Raw genomic sequence first — 19,537 nt, 5'->3', positions numbered from 1 at the left:
TAGTTCTGTTAAAATAGCCCCTCTTTAGGGGCTTTTTTATTGGAATAGTTTTGGCACGATTTGTACTTTCTCTGCACAGCGCACCATCGGATCATGATACCACGCAACGTTTGGTTAAATTTGCACAAGCATGTTTAACACAAGGGCATAACATTGATGCCATTTTTTTGTATCAAAACGGCGTTTTTCATGCCAGCGAGCAACTAGATTTGGCAGCTGATGAATTAGCGATTAATGCTTTATGGCAACAATTACATGAGCAAGGGATTCATCTTATGTTGTGTGTTACTGCTGCCGAAAAGCGTGGCCTTGATATAAATAATACCGGTGTTTTTGCAGTCGCAGGGTTAGCTGAGTTTGCAATGCTTGCCAGTGATGCGGATAAATGGGTGCAATTTAAATGATCAATGTATTAGTTTTAAGCCACCATAGTCCTTTCGATGATTTACATATTCGTGATGCATTAGATATGACATTAATATTCGCTGCTGTTGAGCAAAATATTAGTTGGTTATTTAGCGGCCCTGCGGTACTAGCCCTAAAAAAACATCAACAACCTGAGCATATAGGTTTAAAGAACTACTTTAAGACCATCAGAACGCTAGAAATTTACGATGTTGAAAACATTTATGTATGTGAAAAGTCTCTGCTCGAGTATGGCCTTGATAAACATAACTTGTTAGTAGAAGTAAAAGCGCTTAATTATCAGCAGCAAACTCAACTTATAGCCCAGCAACAACACATAGTGAACTTATGAGCACTTTACACATATTTTCCAAGCCACTTGGCTATTACAACACGGATCAATTAGTTAACCTGATCCAGTCAGCAGACAAAGTATTATTATTAAGTGACGCATGCTTTGCGATTGCCCAATTTAGACAGCTTGCAACGCACTTATTAATACTTGCTGATGACGCCAAGGTACGAGATATCACAATCAATCAGCCCGATCACTCGCTTAGTTATGACGACTTTGTCGCACTAACATTAGCAACATCTCACTCTATTACGTGGTAATACATGCTTGAATTTAATAATCAAATTATCGACACGGATAAACAAGGTTACTTACTTGATCACTCGTTATGGAGTGAACAATTAGCCTGCGTTATTGCCGAGCAAGAAAACATTGAATTAACCTCCCAACACTGGGAAGTGATTCATTTTGTGCGTAATTTTTATTTGGAGTACAACACCAGCCCAGCAATAAGAATGTTAGTTAAAGCAATGGCAAAAGCACTGGGTGAAGATAAAGGCAATAGTATTTATCTGTATACTCTTTTTCCTAAAGGCCCAGCTAAGCAAGCAACTAAAATTGCTGGCTTACCAAAACCCGCACGGTGCATCTAGCAATGACAATAGCTAAACCAAATAATACAGCAAAACGCCGAAATAGCGGCCGTAGCTATAATCGCGGTGCAATTACAACCAAAAAAGTGAATAACTCAATAAAGCGCGAGATAAAACCAGCCATTACCGCCAGTGAGCGAAAAATTGTCTTATTTAATAAACCATTTGATGTGCTGTGCCAGTTTACTGATGAAGCAAACAGACAAACCTTAGCTGACTTTATTACCATTAAAGATATATATGCTGCAGGACGATTAGATAGAGACAGTGAGGGCCTGCTATTGCTCACTAATTGTGGGAAATTACAAAACACTTTAACAGCGCCAAACAAAAAAACCAGTAAAACTTACTGGGCACAAGTTGAAGGTGAACCAACTGATGCAGCAATTAAACAACTGTGCCAAGGCGTCGAGCTCAAAGACGGATTAACATTACCAGCCGTTGTTAAACGCATAGATGAGCCAACTTTATGGCCACGTAATCCTCCCGTTAGAGAGCGAAAAAACATTCCAACCAGTTGGCTCAGTATTACCCTTACCGAAGGACGTAATCGCCAAGTAAGAAGAATGACAGCACATATTGGCCACCCTACTTTACGTTTAATCCGCTATCGTATTGGTGACTATACGTTAAAAGGAATTGATAATGGCCATTTTAAAATAATCGCAGATGAACTATAGCTGTGCTTGAGCGCAGCTATTTCAAATATGCCTAGTAGCGCGCAGCTGATTTTTTGTATCAATCTTCACTAACAACGATACAATTACGCCCTTGTCTTTTTGCTTGGTACAAAGCTTTATCTGCCGCATCAGCAAAATAGATATAATCGCCAGTTTGGGGATTATGCAAAGTTTTAATGCCCATGCTTAGTGTTATATAGCCAATATCTGTATATTCATGCTTAATAGCTAATTGATTAACTGCTTGCTGGATTTGTAATGCACTATGTAAAGCCTTTTTCGGATCAGCCTCTGGCAGTAACACCACAAATTCCTCACCGCCAAAACGGGCAACAAAGTCCTTTTCGTGATTCATCGTGGCCACTGCAATACATTGTGCAATTTGATACAAGCATTCATCGCCTTTAATATGACCGTAGTTATCGTTGTATTGCTTAAAATAATCAATATCGATTAAGATCATTGATAACGGCTTTATTTTTTTATTCATTAATTCAAGTTCATTGGCCAACTTGTCATCAAAACAACGTCGATTGGCAATTTGTGTTAATGAGTCTAAAAATGCCATGTCTCGAAGTGTATCTTCAGCAGCTAAATGCTGTGTTACATCCTTAAATATAGCTAAAAATTCGTGCCTAAAATATCTTCCCGAAATTTCCATCATTATATGGGAGCCATCTTTACAAGTAACACAATAAACTTGTGGTTCAATATCAGTATCATTTTCTAACGCAAAGCTAAGAGCTTGTTGCCACGTTTGTCGCACCCACATCAGATAATGTGGATCTGGGTAAGCATTAAGCCACCAATCATTAAGTGTTGGAATATCCTCAATAGTGTAACCGAACACATCTACAAAACGTTGGTTTATACGGATTATATTCTCGGTGAGCATACATACATTACACAACGGTATTGGCACTTGCGTAAATAAATTAACGTACTCACTCAAATCATGCTGGCGGGTTAGTGGTTTATTATCTTGCGTTGAGTAATCACTATTTTGCACGATAACAGCATTATTTTGACTCGTTTCTACGCGCATCGATAGCGCGAAATGCCATTCTTGCCACCAGGTTGCTAACTGTGAAACGAGAAAATACTCAGACTCACTTGAAGTTTTCAAATTCACGGCAACACTTTTAAGTAGGCAATCTACTTTACTATATTCAATTACTCCCAATTGTTGATAATTTAAAAGAATATTTTCAAAAAGCCTATACGCATCAACTCTTAAAATACTGCGCGTGTCATCAACCATCGCTGTTAATTGTGATTTAGAATTACCAGCATATTGTGCAATGAAGTTAATTATTGATTGTTGATAGAAAATATAGTCCATATACATTGCCCATTAATTACGTGTGCATAAAAACATGCACTTGGAAGTACACCAGAATAATTTAAAGGAATGTAAGCAGATGAAAATATTCGGCGTGAGAAAATTCGTAAAGAGCAGTTGATTAATGTAAACAATATAAAAGTGAAATCGCAATTTAAAAATACCCTTAATAACTTTATCAGGTCCAGTAATTTACGTTATTTTAGCAATAAAACTTAGCCACTGTTTATTAAACAAACAAAAAACTATCATGTAAGAATAAATAGGGGTAGATTTATCATCTGAAAATGTATAAAAGTGCTAGCTCTTATATATTTTAACAATCCAAAAAGACGACTTTGTGGCGCACAATATGCTTATTTTCTTAAATAACTCAAGTATGTTATTACACTGCCGTTATACATTATTGTATGAATAAACTCTCGACTTAAAATACGGTATTAACTACATTATCGCGCGCATGGGATTAGATGCTAAATGGATATGACCAATGAAGAACTAAATTTTATATCAGATCTTTTCCAAGTGACGGTTCCTTCAAAATTGAGGGACAATCATACACTGACATTACAAAGCTCTATCCCTGCCAATATTGCTGAATTACTAAATAATACAAAATTAACACTACTGGCTGAAGTTGGCGATTATCAATTATGGTTTCCACTTGAAATAAGAATTGCTAAAACTGGCATTGTGACCCCTGTATTAAGCGCACCAGAGGTCATCGACACACAAGGAATAAAGCGCTGTTGGCGTGGCGGGAACCTCAATATTCGGAGCCAAGACTTTGAAGTTGAATCAATCTCAAGTACTGGACTTTTTCTAAAATCAACCACTCAAAAAGCTCCTTTAGCGATTGAGCAACAGATAAAACTAACCCTTCCAAACAAAAAAAATATTACTATCGACATCAAACCGGTACGTTTTAGTAAGCGAGGCATGGCTGCCAAGATCACTCATATTCATCAAGGGAAAGAACATCTAAGGGCTTATTTATTTGAAGCCCATAAGCGCCAAAATGCCAATTTATATGAGTCCTCAAACAGCTTATAAATATAATTCACAGTTGTGTATTAGTCGCAGCTAGTTGCAGTGAGGTTAGTACAGCGATAAGCTAAACCTTTATTGTAATAAATGAAGGTTCTATGAGCGAAAATAACTATCCAATAGGTACTCAAGGCACGCCTTGGAATGATAAAGATAAACAGTGCTGGTTTAACCTACAAACGATTAAACGTAGCTATCAATCTGAAGTTGTAACTTTAATCAACGAACTGGATAATGATTTCGAGGTTGAGCAATATGGTGCGCTCAGTTTTGATCCTACTCGCTACCCTCTTTTTATTATTAAATCAAAACAGTGGGCATCGAATAAACCGAGCATATTGATCACCGGTGGCGTACATGGCTATGAAACAAGCGGTGTTCATGGCGCATTACATTTTATGAAAACGCTAGGTATGAAATACGCTAAAGAGTTTAACTTACTGGTTGCTCCTTGTATTAGCCCGTGGGGATATGAAACCATTAATCGCTGGAACCCAGCAGCCATAGATCCAAACCGTTCGTTTTATTCACCAAGCCCAGCACCAGAGTCAGCAGCACTAATAAATTATATTAAAGCACAAAATATACCTTTATTAGCGCATATTGATCTGCATGAAACAACTGACACTGACAACAGTGAGTTTCGCCCTGCACTTGCGGCTCGTGATGGCAAAGTGAACACTAATTGGAATATTCCTGATGGTTTTTATCTTGTCGCTGATAGCAATAAACCTGAACCGCAATTCCAAAAAGCGATTATCGACACTGTTGCTAATGTGACTCAAATTGCCCCCAGTGATGAAAACAATCAACTCATTGGAGTGCCATTAGAACAACATGGTGTGATCAATTATGCAGCACGAGAACTCGGTTTATGCATGGGCTTTACAGATGCACAGTATGTCACGACGACAGAAGTGTACCCAGATAGTCCGACGGCAACAGATGAGCTATGTATTACAGCACAGGTGGCTGCAATTAAAGGTGCATTAGATCACCTGCTTACAAAATAATTATTGCGAGGGTCTATTGGTAATTATATTTAGGCCCTGTTCTGACATTTTTAATCTGGTTATTAATTAATCACTGATTAATTAATGCAAATTTATAAAAAATTAAAAAATACCTAGACTCCGCGTTTTAATTGTATAAAATTCGCGCTCTTAAATTTTCTTACAAGGAAGCACGTTGAAATTTAGCAATAAACATGGACAGGTTAGTTTACACCGCGAGCAAAATATAATCATTGCTAATTTTTGCGGGAATCTTAATGCAAGTTTAGTAACCTCATTTAGCAATGGCTTATTTGAGCAGGTTAGTCAGCTTGCCAATAAACCATGGGGATATATCAGTGATTCTCAAAATTTGTTGGCTGCAACTCCTCAGGCAGAGCAACAACTTACAGTGTTGGCCTCTGCCATGGTTCGTAATGGATGTATTGCTAGCGCTTATATTTTTGATTCAGCTATCGTAATCAATCAAATGCAACGCATTATTCACAATGCAGGCCTTAGCGTGGATATTCGTCACAGCTTGTTTAAAAGTTTAGCGCAAGCTAAAACCTTTGTTAACCAAACAATGAACGATAAAGCAGCTCAGTTTCACTCTGCATAAATTAGTTACGATAAAACACACTGCTTATTGATGTATTAATACTGCTATCTTCTTCGGCTGTGATCACAAAATCAAGTTCATTGAGCTTACTTGGTAAATCATAGCCATCGGCAACCACAGTGACCGGGATGCGCTTCATTTGACCAGGCTCGACAGCTGTAAGTTGAGGACTCTGTAACTTAGCCACATCAAGACCGGTAATCGCTACTCGGTAATGCACTAACTGCTGTGTTTTATTAATTATTGTCAAGGTGTAAGGGTTTTCAACTAAGCCCTCATAATTTACTCGATATAATGCATTACGATCACGCAGTACTGACACTTCGATTGGCGTGCGTTGAACTAACCACGCTAACATACTGACCATTAATAAAACTGTGAGTGCGCCATAACCAACCAGTTTCAACCGGTATGGATTAGTTTGCTCGCCAGCCATCTGTTTTTCGCTTGCGTACTTGATCAAGCCTTTTTGATAGCCAAACTTATCCATTGTATCGTCACATGCATCGATACATAAACCACAGTTAATACATTCATATTGTAAGCCGTTACGAATATCAATCCCTGCCGGGCACACTTCCACACATAAATTGCAATCTACGCAATCACCTAAATCTAACGCTTTAGGATCGGCCTTACGTTTACGTGGACCACGACTTTCCCCACGCGCACTATCGTAAGTGACAAGTAATGTATCTTTATCAAACATTACAGCCTGAAACCGTGAGTATGGACAAGCAATAGTGCACATTTTTTCTCTTAAGAAACCGGCATTTCCATAAGTACAAAAGGCAAACAAAAATACCCAAAAACTAGTGATGCCCGACCATTGCAGAGTAAACATATCCCCATACAAGCTTTTAGCCGGAATAAAGTAAGCCATAAATGACGTTGCTGTAAACAATGATATGATTAACCAAGCGCTATGCTTGATTGTTTTTTTCTGCCATTTTGATAACGTCCACGCGGATTTATCTAACTTTATACGTTGATTACGTGTTCCCTCTATACGTTGCTCCACCCATGAAAACATCAGCATCCAAATTGTTTGTGGGCATGTATATCCACACCATACCCGGCCAAGCCAATTGGTAACAAAAAACAACGCAAAAGCGCCTAACATAAATAACAACGCCAAGATCATAAAATCTTGGGGCAGTAAGGTCAGCCCAAAAATAGCAAACTTTTGACTCGCAACATCTAGCAATACCGCTTGCTGGCCTTTGTATGGGATCCAAGGAATAAGAATGAATGTAAGCATGAGTAACCAACCAAGGTTACGGCGAATACGCTGGAAAAATCCTTTTTGCTCACGGATATAAATAGGCCCTTCATGCTTATAGGGCTTGATGATCATATCTTCTTCTTTAATATCAAATTTCATAATAACTACTTACTGTGACGGTTAGGCCCGTAAGTTTGCAAGTTTCAGACCAAACAGAAATTAAATTAAGCAGTTGAATATTAATGAATTTTTATTTAATAAACTCGCTAAAATCGCGACATTTAGCGAGTATCGTGATATCTAACGATTTTTACGGATCATCAACTTGCGCATTTTTGATCGTAACGTACTCTCCGGCATGCCTAATTTAACTGCCGCGCCTTGACTGCCAGAAATTTGCCAATTTGATAATTCTAATACTGCGATGATATGCTGTCTCTGCGCTTCGTCAAGGCTCAGATCCGTGTTTAGGTTAGCGCTAGCATTGGCATCAAGTGGTTGCGATAACTGCAATACAGACTGCTTTGATAAAATAGCCTCTCGCTCTAGTACATTCTGTAATTCACGAATATTACCCGGCCAATCATAAGCTTGTAGCTGTGTTATAGCTTTTTCACTGAGTCCTTTGAGCTGTTTACCAAGACGTTTATTTAATTGCGCAATTAAATTACTACACAAATATGGAATATCTTCTTTACGCGCTTTCAGTGGTGGAACTGTGATTGGAAATACATTTAGTCGATAATATAAATCTATTCTAAAGCATCCTGACTGCACCATGGCCCATAGGTCACGATTAGTCGCAGCAATTACACGAATATTAACTTTACGTGTTTGACTACTGCCAACACGTTCAAATTCATGCTCTTGCAATACCCGTAACAACTTACTTTGCGCTTCAAGAGCAAGCTCTCCAATTTCGTCTAAAAAAATGGTGCCATTATTAGCCAACTCAAAACGTCCTTTACGATGCTCCTTAGCCCCCGTAAAAGCCCCCTTTTCATGACCAAATAACTCAGATTCAAGTAAGCTTGGCGTAAATGCGGCGCAATTAACCTTAATAAAGGATTGCCCACTGCGCCCACTTAAGCGATGTAAGTTACGAGCAACTAATTCTTTTCCTGTGCCGTTTTCACCTAAAATCAATACCGTGCTATCGGTCGGGCTAACAAGTTTTATTTGCTCAAGCATGGTTTGAAATACGTGGCTTTTGCCTACCAAACCAGACTCTTGCCAATCTTCATTAAGTTCTGCTATCAAATAGCTATTTTGCTCTTTTAATTGCTCACTTAAGTGATTCACTTGCGCTAAAGCATCACGCAGTGCGTGCTCTGTCTGGTGTTGTTTTGAGACATCGCGAAATATCGCGACAGCGCCGATCAACTGATTATTTTTATAAACGGGTGTAGATGTATATTCTACCGCGAAACAGCTGCCGTCTTTACGCCAAAATACCTCATCTTTAACATGGCGATGCTTGCCGTCAAACATAGTGCAATAAATCTGGCATTCATCTGCTGGATATGGCCGTCCGTCAGCGTGACTATGATGATGGTACTGATGAATTTTTTTACCCAGCAACTCATCTGCATGCCATCCCGTCATGCGTTCAGCAGCGGGATTTACAAATACCGCATTACCACTTAAATCAAAGCCATATATTCCCTCACCAACGGCGTTGAGTAATAAAGTTGGATCGTCTAAAAACTGTTTTATCATTGCTTACACCAATCTCGCGAAATATCGCGTTTATTATGCCTATAATGGCGAAGATTTGCACCCTAAGTGACTAACTCATACCGTTCATTAAAGCGAAACTATCCGTCGTTTTGCTTCATCATGAACCGCATCTAAAGTAACTGTAAGACTACAGCGCTCATCGTTAAATATTTGAAAAATAAATTAATAGATACCTAACTATCATCAAGACAAAGTTAATCAGCTTGTGATTGTAATGCATTAGCTTTGCAAATATGTATTAACTGCAGTGTCTGCACACTTCTTATTTAATTATTGCATAATCTTTGCTTACAATTTCATCTCTGGTAGTAGTTACATTCTTGGTTGTAACCGATTAAACTCAAAAAAAACAATATTGTAGGGATCACATGTCGTTAATTATTAACAACCTTGAAAAACACTATAAAACGGTTACTGCGGTGAATAAGCTGTCATTTGATGTGCAACCAGGAGAGATTTTTGCTTTACTTGGCCCAAATGGTGCGGGGAAATCATCATTAGTAAAAATGATCGTTGGTTTTTCCTCTCCAGATAGTGGCTCTATTCAACTCAATGATGCAGGACAAGCGTATTCATCTATTCCGGCACATTTACTGGGCTATCTACCAGAAGACCGAGGCCTCTATCCAGAAAAAACAATAAAACAAAATCTACAATTTTTTGCAGCATTACACGGCGTAAAAGATAGCGAATTTACGCAGCGCTGTGACTATTGGTTAGCTAAATTTAATTTAACCGCACGCTTGAATGACCCCTTAAAATCACTTTCTAAAGGGAACCAACAAAAAATCCAATTGATCACTGCAATTTTACATAAGCCCAAATGGGTAATTTTAGATGAGCCATTTTCTGGCTTAGATCCTATTAATCAGGAATTAGTTGTTGAATTTTTAGCGCAATTAAAACAGCAAGGCATGACCGTTATTTTAAGTGCACATCAGATGGCGATGGTAGAAAAACTTGCTGATCGGGTATTGCTATTAAATCAAGGTGAAAGTGTTTTATACGGCAAACTCAGTAATATACTTCAAAGCGCGCAAAATAATAGTATTCAAGTCGTATTCAACGATCCAATTAATCAAACTTACTTTGAGCAACTATGTGAACATTATTGTGTTGAGCAAATAAAAGCACAGCAACTAACTATCACCCTAAAGCAACACCAATCACTTAACCAGTTACTTCCTCAGTTAATCAGCATCGGGGAAATATGTGAACTCAAAAATAAAGCTCAGTCACTGCATGCAATTTATTTACACGCAGTAGCTGAGCATAACGCTAAACTGGATCAAGGAACGACGCTATGAATAAATCATCGCTTACACAGCAACAGCTCTGGATTGTTGCAAAATGGGAGTTCTTGCATTTTTTTAAATTAAAACAAGAAATTATTTCGAAGTTGATCATGCTCGCTATTGCTGGAGTTATTTATTTTTTTGCCACTGCAAACAGTCAACTTGAACAAGGTTATCATTTAGCAAGCAACCTCGAGTTTAGCGTCAAAACAGAGCCTACATCGACACAATTTAAGTTTACCAAACATGATGATTTAACTGCCATCATTGCAAATTTAGCTGAGGATACTGGCTATGATGGCGTACTTAAGTTTGACCAAGCGACTCACTCATATACGTTAATAACGGCTGTAAAATCAGCATGGCAAACAACATTGCAATCGCTCCTTAGAGCGCAATTGCAACAAGCTCAATTTGATAGCTTAGGCTTAAGCGAGCAACAACGACTAGGATTGACGAAAAATATTTCAATTGAACATAGGGTACTTGACGAGCTTTTGAAAAATCAAGCTGATCGTAGTCAAACATACACAGCATTTGGGGTACTGATATTATTATTTGTTGCGATGTTTGGGATCTTTGGCCAACTCTTTGTCAGTATTACCGGTGAAAAGCAAAACCGCGTAACGGAGCAATTGCTAGCCACCATGACACCACAAACATGGATAGATGGTAAGCTACTTGGGCAAATATTACTTGCAGTAAAAACCATGATTGGCACCTTGCTATCGATTATTTTATCGATGCTATTTTTTACTGTTATCATTAAACAACAAGCCCTCAATTTAGACTTTATTAATTGGTCATTACTGCCTTGGTTGTTAGCCTATGCGATTGTAGGTCTTGGCATCTGCGCTGCATTTATGGCTGCGATCGCAGCGGGTATTGATGATCCTAATCACAGTAGTAAAAGTGCCTTAATGATGCTGCCATTGGCACCTATTGTGATTGCATTTTTTGTTATCGATGCACCAAACAGTGTTTTAACAATCGTGCTTAGTTACTTGCCGATCACGGCATTTGCGGTTATGCCGGTGCGCATGTCATTAGTTGAAATACCAATTTGGCAAGCACTCTTATCCCTGCTTCTCAGTATTGGCTGTTTTTATTACTTACGTATATTTGCCGCTCGTATTTTTAAAATGGGTATGAATATGTACGCAAAAGAACCGAGTTTAAAGGCTATGTGGTTGAGTATCTTTAAATAACAAAACATATAGGCAGATAGCGTTGCGTTATCTGCTATTTAATGATTGTGAGTTTTGCTATTTATAAAATCAGTGAGAGCAAATAGCACACCTGATATCACAAAAGTAGCATGAATTATTACTTTCCACATCAATTCATCACTTGAGTGACTAGTAGAGCTTATAAACACCTTTAACAGTTCGACTGCAGAAATGGCAACAATTGCGCTGATCAATTTCATTTTAAGACCAGAAAAACCTACTTTACCCATCCATGCAGGGCGATCTTCATGATTACCAATATTTAATTTAGAAACAAAATTTTCATAGCCACTAAAAATAATTATTAATAATAATCCTGCCAGTAATGCGGTATCAACCAAGGTCAAAATACCCACCAGTAGTTGCTCATTAGTAGCGCTAAATGTATTTATCGCCATTTGATACAGGTATTTAAAAAACTTCAAAAGTAACAGTACAATTGCAACGAGTAAGCCTATAAAAAAGGGAGCTAGTAGCCAGCGGGCTCGAAAAATAAAGCTTTCAACAAACTGTTCTAGTTTAGATGCAACACGAGGTGTGGTGTCAGGTAGTTGGCTTTGAGACATAATTATTCCTAAATTGATAGCTGGCGTAAGATAGCATTGATTAACATAAGTTTCTCATTATTTTACCGTCTCTTATTACATTATATTTGTCTTTACGATAAAAATATTTCGTTATCTTTTATTGTCATTTCGTTTAAGAATCACTTACCAACAGCATGTTGCTTGATTGGATCACTGTTGTTTTTGAATATAAAACAGCAGTCACTACATTTTTTAGGAATACACGAATGAAAAAAGCATTGCTAGCGCTTATCGTAGCGCCATTATTTGCAGTTTATGCAACTTTTGCTGTTGCTGACGATGCTGTTGAAGCTTCCGCCGAAACAATTAAAGAATACACTGAGATGTGTTTAAACTGGGCTAAAGACGACGACATCAGCAATGAAGAGCTTAAACCATACGTACTAAAGTGCGTAAATGATGAACTTGAATCAGAAGGCTATAAAAAAGTCACTGACGTAAAAATCTAACGTCAAAAATGCCTCTAAAGGCATAATTTTTGATATAAAAAAACCGGAATTGACACAAGGGTGTGCATTCCGGTTTTTTTGTTTTCAGAGCTTAGTATTCTACTCAGCGTCCTTTTTTGTTTTTGCAGCGGCTTTTTTAGGTGCGGCTTTCTTGACTAGTGCCTTTTTAGCGGCTGGTTTTTTCTTAGGTGCGGCTTTCTTCTTTGCCTCTTCAACCCACTTTCCTGCATTGAAATGTGCAGTCCAGCCTGTTGCTTTACCGTCAACCTCAGTCATTACATATTGTTCTTTATTCTTACGGCTATAACGAACAATTGCTAAGTTACCATCAGGATCTTTTACTGGTGCATCAGCTAGATAATAAAACTTAGGTGAAATACGATCTCTAAAACGCTGTAACTCTTCCACTTTAGGGGCACGAGTTTCACGTGATTTAGGGAAGGTATTCGCTGCTAAGAAAATACCTGCAGCGCCGTCACGTAGCACAAAGTATGCATCCGATTTTTCACACTCTAATTCTGGTAACTGAACAGGGTCTTCTTTTGGTGGCGCTGCTTCGCCGTTACGCAGTAATTTACGGGTGTTTTTACACTCATCATTACTACAGCCAAAGTATTTACCAAAGCGCCCTGATTTAAGCTGCATATCTGATGAGCATTTATCACATTCAATGATAGGGCCATCATAGCCTTTAATTTTAAACGTGCCCTGCTCAACGACATAGCCCTTACAAGCAGGGTTATTACCACAAACATGTAATTTACGAGTTTCATCTATCAGGTATGAATCCATTGCCGTTTCACAAATTGGGCAACGCTTCATTTGCATCAATGTTTCGGTTTCGACATCTTCAACGTCAGCGGCAACCGCTTCATCACCTGACACTAAGTTCATAGTGGTAGTACAACGTTCTTTTGGCGGTAAATTATAACCTGTACAGCCTAAGAAAACGCCAGTAGAGGCTGTTCGAATACCCATTTTTCTGCCGCATGTTGGACAGTCAATATCAGTTTCGACCATTTCATTTTTACGCATCCCACCTTCATCTTCTTCACCACTGGCTAAAGTCAGTTGTGTAGAAAAATCAGCGTAAAACTTGTCAAGTACCTGTGTCCAGACACGCTCACCTTCAGCGATGTCATCTAACCGGCCTTCCATTTTTGCAGTAAAGTCAAAGTTCATCAGATCAGTAAAGTTCTCAACTAAACGATCGGTGACAATTTCACCCATTTTTTCTGCAAAGAAACGACGGCTTTCAACACGGACATATCCACGATCTTGTATCGTTGAAATAATCGATGCATAGGTAGATGGACGACCAATACCACGCTTTTCAAGTTCTTTTACTAAACTCGCTTCACTAAAGCGTGCTGGCGGCTTAGTAAAATGCTGTTTTGGATCAAGTTCAACAAGGCTTAATATCTCGCCTTCTTTAATAGCTGGTAGTGATTGATCTTCTTCGTTCTTTTTTCGAACTGCTGGTTGTACTTTAGTCCAACCATCAAAACGTAACACCCGTCCTTTGGCTCTTAATTGGAAATCGGCGGCAGTAACAGTTAATGTTGTTAAGTCATATTCAGCAGGGACCATTTGACACGCAACAAATTGACGCCAAATTAACTCATAAAGCTTTTTAGCATCCGGGTCTACGCCTTCTAGGTGACCAGATAACACAGTAACACTTGAAGGACGGATCGCCTCATGCGCCTCTTGTGCATTGCCTTTTGAACTATAACTAATAGCTTCTTTTGGTAAATACTTATCACCAAACTGCTGCGAAACATACTCGCGACACATTGCAACTGCATCTTTCGACAAGTTGGTTGAGTCAGTTCGCATATAGGTGATATAACCTGCTTCATACAAACGTTGCGCTAACATCATGGTCTTTTTAACGCCATAGCCTAAACGCGTACTCGCAGCTTGTTGCATTGTTGAAGTAATTAGTGGCGCACTAGGACGACTTTTACTTGGCTTTTCCTCAACACTAACAACTTTATATTCAGCTTGCTCTAAAGATGCAGTAGCTGCCATAGCTTGCGCTTCATTGACTGGCTTAAAGGCTTTATCACCTTGTTTGAACACCTCTAAACGAAGTGCCGACTCGGTATTTTTCACATCGGCATGAATATCCCAGAACTCTTCAGGAATAAACGCTTTAATTTCACGCTCGCGCTCAACTAACAAACGTACTGCGACAGACTGTACTCGTCCAGCGGATAAACCACGGGCAACTTTTTGCCACAATAATGGCGATACCATAAAGCCTACAACACGATCTAAAAAGCGACGAGTCTGCTGGGCATAGACCATGTCGGTATTTAGCTCACCAGGAGCCTCAAAGGCGGCCTGAATGGCATTTTTAGTTATCTCATTGAATACGACACGCTTATATTTTTCTGGCTCTCCACCGATAATTTCTTGCAGGTGCCAAGCAATCGCTTCTCCTTCCCTATCCAAATCCGTTGCGAGATAGATTTGGTCAGCGTTTTCAGCGAGCTTTTGTAATTCTTGAACAACTTTTTCTTTACCTGGTAATACTTCGTAATGTGGCTCCCAGCCTTTATCTGGATCAATCCCCATTCGAGCTACTAAATTTGTATAATCACGCTGTTTTTTGTACGCGGCCTTTTCTTCTGGTGCCATTTTACGTACTTCTGCAGGTGTTTTTACAGCAGCCGTTTTGGTTTTGCCTGAACCGGAGGTAGGAAGATCTCGTACATGCCCAATAGAGGACTTAACGATAAAATCGTTTCCTAAATATTTATTAATTGTTTTAGCCTTAGCAGGAGACTCTACAATTACTAGCGATTTGCCCATAGTTGCCTATTTCTAACCAAGTATTTTAAATGTGTTTTGCCCATTTACGGGCGCGAATATTTATAGGTATATCTACAAACACCAATTGTTACAAGCTTTTAATACAAACTTTTCCGCTTTTAATGAATAATTAAACAATTATTGTCGTTAATTTAGACAAAACGGTGTTTTAAGGTATTTGCAGTGGAATATATAGAATAGCAACAAAAATGCCAACCTTATGGTTGGCATTTATTTTATTTAAATGTTTAAAACTAGCTAACCATCATCACTAATTTGTAATTGTGCAGTGGTATTGTTCTCTTTAGGCGAAGTGAATGAAAGCTTTAAAAATCCAATAGATTTTTTATTCGGCTCCGCTTCACGACTTATAGAAAGGCCAATTAATGCAGCATTTGTTGCTGAAGAATTGCCAATCACAAATCCGTCTGTACCACTGTAATCTCCGTTTTCTGTACTTATCTCAACATTTGTTTCCGCAGCTAACGGGTTATTATAAATATCAGAGTAATAAAAATTAAAAGATAACGAAGCTAACTGAACACCCGAATCATAGCTTGCAATATTGAGCTCTGTGATATCACACATTTGATCGTTAACACTCTCCTCAAGACCAAGGATCACCTCAGATGTAGTGCCAACATTATATTGATTAGTGATGTTTTCACAGCGATTAATACTATTGGCTACTCCCAGAGCATTTATTGAAAGATTTCCAGTGGGATTACCAGCGTCATCTAACTCAATTTCAGCTAACGCCGCAGCAAACTTATTACGTAATGATTCTTTGTCAATTACAAAACGGTAATAAACTGTACTGCCGGACATAATAACTTCAAATGAACGGCGTACATCAATAAGCTCTTTATTACACATGTTAGCAGCCTGTGCTGCTTCGGTGCATAATAACCCATTATATTTGCCATCTAGTAATGTATGCATACCGTTAGAGTCTATATCACCTATTGGCTCCTCAAAATGGGCTCCATTCGTTGCAAACTCACTACATGGATCAGTATCTGAGCCATCTGTACAGCTTTGTGCATCTTTAGTTAATGAAGCTGTCACTGGGTCATAAATTGCCGATAAACCGTCGTAAGTACCGCTCTCATTATGATCTACGAACGCTTCATTTAAGTCGTAGCCTGAATAGTATTCATTGCTATCAAATAGGCCATTACCATTAATATCAATAAAAGACTCTTGCCCTTTAGCTGTAACTAACACTGTAGCACGTGCCCCAAGCGGTACACCTAATTCATTCGTGTTAGCATTCAAAATCCCATCAATACAAGGCGCAGGGTTATTCTTATATAAATCGCAGTTACGTGTTTCTTCAACCAATCCTGCAAAATTTGCATTTGCATTTAACTGAGTAAGTGTGACGGCATTACTTTGTACAAATGTAGGATTAGTAACGCCAACTATATCCTCCAAATATTTTGCTTTAACACGTAGCAACTTTTTAGGGTTGTAATCAGATAATTTATTTCCCCATTTATTTTCAGTAAATGGTCTCGGGTTCTGGCTACGCCATTGCACTGTACATGCACCATCAACAGAGAGACACTCTAGTTGTGGATTGCCCTCTTCACCATCTAAAGTACCAATAGCGCCGCCCTCTGTTGTTAAATACACTGAGGTACCATCTGGAACCGGGTTATTAAAATGGTCTGCAATGAGTACTGTTATATCAAACGTTTCATTATCGTATTGCAAAGTCTCTGTAGCATAGTTAGTAATCGAAGCGGTAAAACTATTATTATCAGGAAGCCCTGTACTAATAGAGAGTAAATCAGACACTGTGATAATTTGCTGATCCAATGACACCAGCGACAAGTTACCTGTTGGACAGCTTACTCCTTGGTCACGGTCTGCCTCTGCTTTTTGGCATTGCGTATATACATCTTGCCAGCAAGTTACATTATCATTTTGATCGGCTGGTATTTGCTCATCAGGAATAAAACATGCTTGCACTCGCACTGCCATCGGCACAAAACCTGAATTCACTTGAACTCGGGCCAAGCCAGCAGCATCAGTGTCAACACTATGATGCGATAAACTGATCCCACCATTAGTAGAAGTAAGACGGAAATCTAAGCGTTTACTCGTAACATCTTGGCCAATTTTGTCGATTAATTTAAATGTTAGTTCACTATTTTCTTTACGACCAACACCACCAGTACCCTTTAACGCAATTACATTTTGAGTCGCTGAAATAAATTCAATCGACGCCACATCAGCTTCAGAAACAGGAATATTAACTGACGCTATTTCGGGCGTGCCCCCTGTTAATACTGTTGCAATAACAGTATCACCTTGTGCACTTTTACAGCCATTTGTTCTATATGTTGACGTAGCAACACCACCAATACTGATCACTTTTTCATCAACAATTGATTTACCACTCTCAACACAACTTGATGTAAACTGAACATCAAAAGGCGTTACGATTAAATTATCATTAGTATCTCTAATTTCAACAGTTATAACGGTTGTTGCACCTGCAGCTAGTGGCTGATATTGACCCTCAATTGGATTACCTAAGCTATCTAATAAATTAGGCAAGCCATTATCTATTGATACTTTTAATTCTGCCGTACTAATTGAAAATGCTTTATTTAAGTTTGTATCTTTTGCTGTAGCAGTTAAAGTACCGGCTCCACTACTTGCTCCTGGTTGTAGTTTTAATAGCGCAAATCCAAAGTTATCAGTTAAGGCTTTTCCGGAATCAGGAAGTAATTGACCTAAATCTGTAGATAACTCAGCAATAATCCCTGAAATACCATCACCACTACTGGTGTCTACAACCTTAATGAGTACGTCAATAAGTGAATCGGATGAAAATGTATTGGTCACTGTACAACCACTAGAAGGGTCTAGCGGATTTAATGCGACAGTATTGCGATTTGTATCCCAATTAGCATTACACCCTTGGAGAAGTTTAATATCTAATTCTGCCTGAGCACTTTCAACCGGAGCATCGTCACCATTTGAAACAAAGCCAGCTGTTTTTGTTATTATCTCGTTACTTTCAGATTCATAGCTTGCAACAACTTGACCAGCTCCTTTGAAGTTGCCACTGCTTAGTGTTACTACGGCTACACCATTCTGATCAGTTAATGCAGTACCTAACTCTGGGGTGATTTTACCCGTGAATTTAGATGTAAAACTAATTAATTTAGAAGCAAGTGGCACACCATCATCTCTTAATGTAGCAGAAACAACACCTTTATTATCTTTACTAACCGGATTTAGCTCTGTAAATACTGCTCCATTTTGATCTAAGATATTTAGCTCTAAAGTTATAGTACCCGAGACCCCTGTATCACTACCCTGGCCACCCGTAGTCTGAAAATCAAAAGTTCCAGAATAAGACTCCCCACCGACATTATAAGTGGCAGTCACTTTACCTGCTCCCGCATCTTTACCTGCAGTAAGTTCGATTGTCGCAATACCATCATTTTGAGTTAATGCTGAGCCTGTTGTGGGCTGTAATAGGCCAATCCCATCTGTCAGCGTGAACAAAATACGCTTGCCAGCGACTATTTCGCCATTTTGCTTTAAAGTTGCTCTTAAGTCTAAAGGCGCTTGACTTGTTACACTATTTGAAATTGCTCCCGTATCTTGGCTATAGCCTTGAAGAGTAACTGTATAAGTGTCTTGAGCTGTACTGTCTTGATCACCTGTCGACGTAAATGTAAAAGGCTCTGCGGTGTTAAACGTTTCACCATTAATTGTGACCGACGCATTAACGGTACCGGCTCCAGCTGTATTACCCACGGAAAGGTATATTTTAGCGCTACCATCTGTTCCAGTCTTGACCGTACCCGAATCAGGGTCAAGCACACCATATCCGCCATCAGTAGTAAAATTGACAATTATATTAGGTGCTGCTGCACCATCTTTCAATAACTTAGCCACGAGCACTAAACGTTGTTCAGAAGAAACGTCGTTAGCAGATTCACCAGTGGTTTCTGACAAACCATTAATACTTAGAGTATATGAAGGAGAATCAGTGCCCTCTCCATCAAGGCCTCCACCGTCCTTTTCAAGTGTTCCACCGCCACCACACGCGGTGATAAAAAAACTCAACAGTATGACACTGAGCCATCGCATTAAAGGCATTGCCCTCTCCCTAGCGTTTGTAATTAAT

At 38.9% G+C, this 19,537-nt stretch carries 17 protein-coding genes; 11 read left to right on the top strand and 6 right to left on the bottom strand.

The genetic code is table 11. The features are described 5' to 3' along the window. Positions 1–50: 50 nt before the first annotated feature. The 5 genes from tusD to PSR9079_RS07940 are packed head-to-tail and all read left to right on the top strand — an operon-like array spanning position 51 to position 2,033. The gene (tusD, locus tag PSR9079_RS07960; RefSeq protein ID WP_149981050.1) at positions 51–404 is read left to right on the top strand and encodes a sulfurtransferase complex subunit TusD; all 354 of its coding nucleotides are present in this window, start codon (positions 51–53) and stop codon (positions 402–404) included. Beyond that, positions 401–757, top strand: a complete 357-nt coding sequence (gene tusC, locus PSR9079_RS07955) for a sulfurtransferase complex subunit TusC (RefSeq protein ID WP_145233789.1) — start codon at positions 401–403, stop codon at positions 755–757. Before tusD ends, tusC begins: the two co-directional genes overlap by 4 nt. Then, positions 754–1,020 (top strand): DsrH/TusB family sulfur metabolism protein, encoded by a 267-nt coding sequence (locus PSR9079_RS07950; RefSeq protein ID WP_149981049.1) that lies wholly within the window; start codon positions 754–756, stop codon positions 1,018–1,020. Before tusC ends, PSR9079_RS07950 begins: the two co-directional genes overlap by 4 nt. Before the next feature lie 3 nt (positions 1,021–1,023). Beyond that, the gene (locus PSR9079_RS07945; protein ID WP_145233784.1) at positions 1,024–1,353 is read left to right on the top strand and encodes a TusE/DsrC/DsvC family sulfur relay protein; all 330 of its coding nucleotides are present in this window, start codon (positions 1,024–1,026) and stop codon (positions 1,351–1,353) included. A 2-nt stretch (positions 1,354–1,355) separates the two neighbouring features. Further along, entirely contained in the window at positions 1,356–2,033 is a 678-nt protein-coding gene (locus PSR9079_RS07940) for a pseudouridine synthase (RefSeq protein WP_149981048.1), read from the top strand. 58 nt (positions 2,034–2,091) lie between these two features. Here PSR9079_RS07940 and PSR9079_RS07935 read toward each other — a convergent pair whose 3' ends face one another. Further along, a complete protein-coding gene (locus PSR9079_RS07935; protein ID WP_179959157.1) occupies positions 2,092–3,375 on the bottom strand; it encodes a sensor domain-containing diguanylate cyclase in 1,284 nt (427 codons plus the stop codon). Between the two features lie 477 nt (positions 3,376–3,852). Here PSR9079_RS07935 and PSR9079_RS07930 point away from each other — a divergent pair, with 477 nt between their 5' ends. The 3 genes from PSR9079_RS07930 to PSR9079_RS07920 all read left to right on the top strand — a co-directional run bounded on the left by PSR9079_RS07930 (position 3,853) and on the right by PSR9079_RS07920 (position 6,036). Then, entirely contained in the window at positions 3,853–4,428 is a 576-nt protein-coding gene (locus PSR9079_RS07930; RefSeq protein ID WP_149981046.1) for a hypothetical protein, read from the top strand. A 92-nt stretch (positions 4,429–4,520) separates the two neighbouring features. Then, on the top strand, positions 4,521–5,435 hold the full coding sequence (locus tag PSR9079_RS07925) for a M14 family metallopeptidase (RefSeq protein ID WP_149981045.1): 915 nt from the start codon (positions 4,521–4,523) through the stop codon (positions 5,433–5,435). A 175-nt stretch (positions 5,436–5,610) separates the two neighbouring features. Continuing rightward, complete coding sequence (locus PSR9079_RS07920; protein ID WP_149981044.1) at positions 5,611–6,036, top strand: hypothetical protein; 426 nt, start codon at positions 5,611–5,613, stop codon at positions 6,034–6,036. A 1-nt stretch (position 6,037) separates the two neighbouring features. Here the strand turns inward: PSR9079_RS07920 and ccoG are convergent, their stop codons facing one another. After that, positions 6,038–7,420, bottom strand: coding sequence for a cytochrome c oxidase accessory protein CcoG (gene ccoG / locus PSR9079_RS07915; RefSeq protein WP_149981043.1), 1,383 nt, complete (start codon positions 7,418–7,420; stop codon positions 6,038–6,040). A gap of 141 nt (positions 7,421–7,561) precedes the next feature. Then, positions 7,562–8,980, bottom strand: coding sequence for a sigma-54 interaction domain-containing protein (locus PSR9079_RS07910; RefSeq protein ID WP_149981042.1), 1,419 nt, complete (start codon positions 8,978–8,980; stop codon positions 7,562–7,564). A 389-nt stretch (positions 8,981–9,369) separates the two neighbouring features. Between PSR9079_RS07910 and PSR9079_RS07905 the strand changes: the two genes are divergently transcribed. Beyond that, complete coding sequence (locus PSR9079_RS07905) at positions 9,370–10,308, top strand: ABC transporter ATP-binding protein (protein WP_149981041.1); 939 nt, start codon at positions 9,370–9,372, stop codon at positions 10,306–10,308. Further along, a complete protein-coding gene (locus PSR9079_RS07900) occupies positions 10,305–11,504 on the top strand; it encodes an ABC transporter permease (RefSeq protein WP_149981040.1) in 1,200 nt (399 codons plus the stop codon). The genes PSR9079_RS07905 and PSR9079_RS07900 overlap by 4 nt, the downstream gene beginning before the upstream one ends. Before the next feature lie 38 nt (positions 11,505–11,542). Here PSR9079_RS07900 and PSR9079_RS07895 read toward each other — a convergent pair whose 3' ends face one another. Continuing rightward, entirely contained in the window at positions 11,543–12,091 is a 549-nt protein-coding gene (locus PSR9079_RS07895) for a TIGR00645 family protein (protein WP_149981039.1), read from the bottom strand. A 227-nt stretch (positions 12,092–12,318) separates the two neighbouring features. Between PSR9079_RS07895 and PSR9079_RS07890 the strand changes: the two genes are divergently transcribed. Then, on the top strand, positions 12,319–12,561 hold the full coding sequence (locus PSR9079_RS07890; protein WP_149981038.1) for a hypothetical protein: 243 nt from the start codon (positions 12,319–12,321) through the stop codon (positions 12,559–12,561). A gap of 99 nt (positions 12,562–12,660) precedes the next feature. On the opposite strand, the gene topA is transcribed toward PSR9079_RS07890, so the two are convergent. Together topA and PSR9079_RS07880 are read right to left on the bottom strand one after the other, a co-directional pair. Then, the gene (gene topA, locus PSR9079_RS07885; RefSeq protein ID WP_149981037.1) at positions 12,661–15,381 is read right to left on the bottom strand and encodes a type I DNA topoisomerase; all 2,721 of its coding nucleotides are present in this window, start codon (positions 15,379–15,381) and stop codon (positions 12,661–12,663) included. Positions 15,382–15,639: 258 nt separating this feature from the next. Then, a complete protein-coding gene (locus PSR9079_RS07880; RefSeq protein WP_149981036.1) occupies positions 15,640–19,509 on the bottom strand; it encodes an Ig-like domain-containing protein in 3,870 nt (1,289 codons plus the stop codon). Positions 19,510–19,537 lie beyond the last annotated feature (28 nt).

The organism is Pseudoalteromonas rhizosphaerae, assembly GCF_902498845.1.
Lineage (GTDB): Bacteria > Pseudomonadota > Gammaproteobacteria > Enterobacterales > Alteromonadaceae > Pseudoalteromonas > Pseudoalteromonas rhizosphaerae.
The sequence above is the reverse complement of the archived record's forward strand: the minus strand, read 5'-3'. Positions and strand labels throughout refer to the sequence as shown.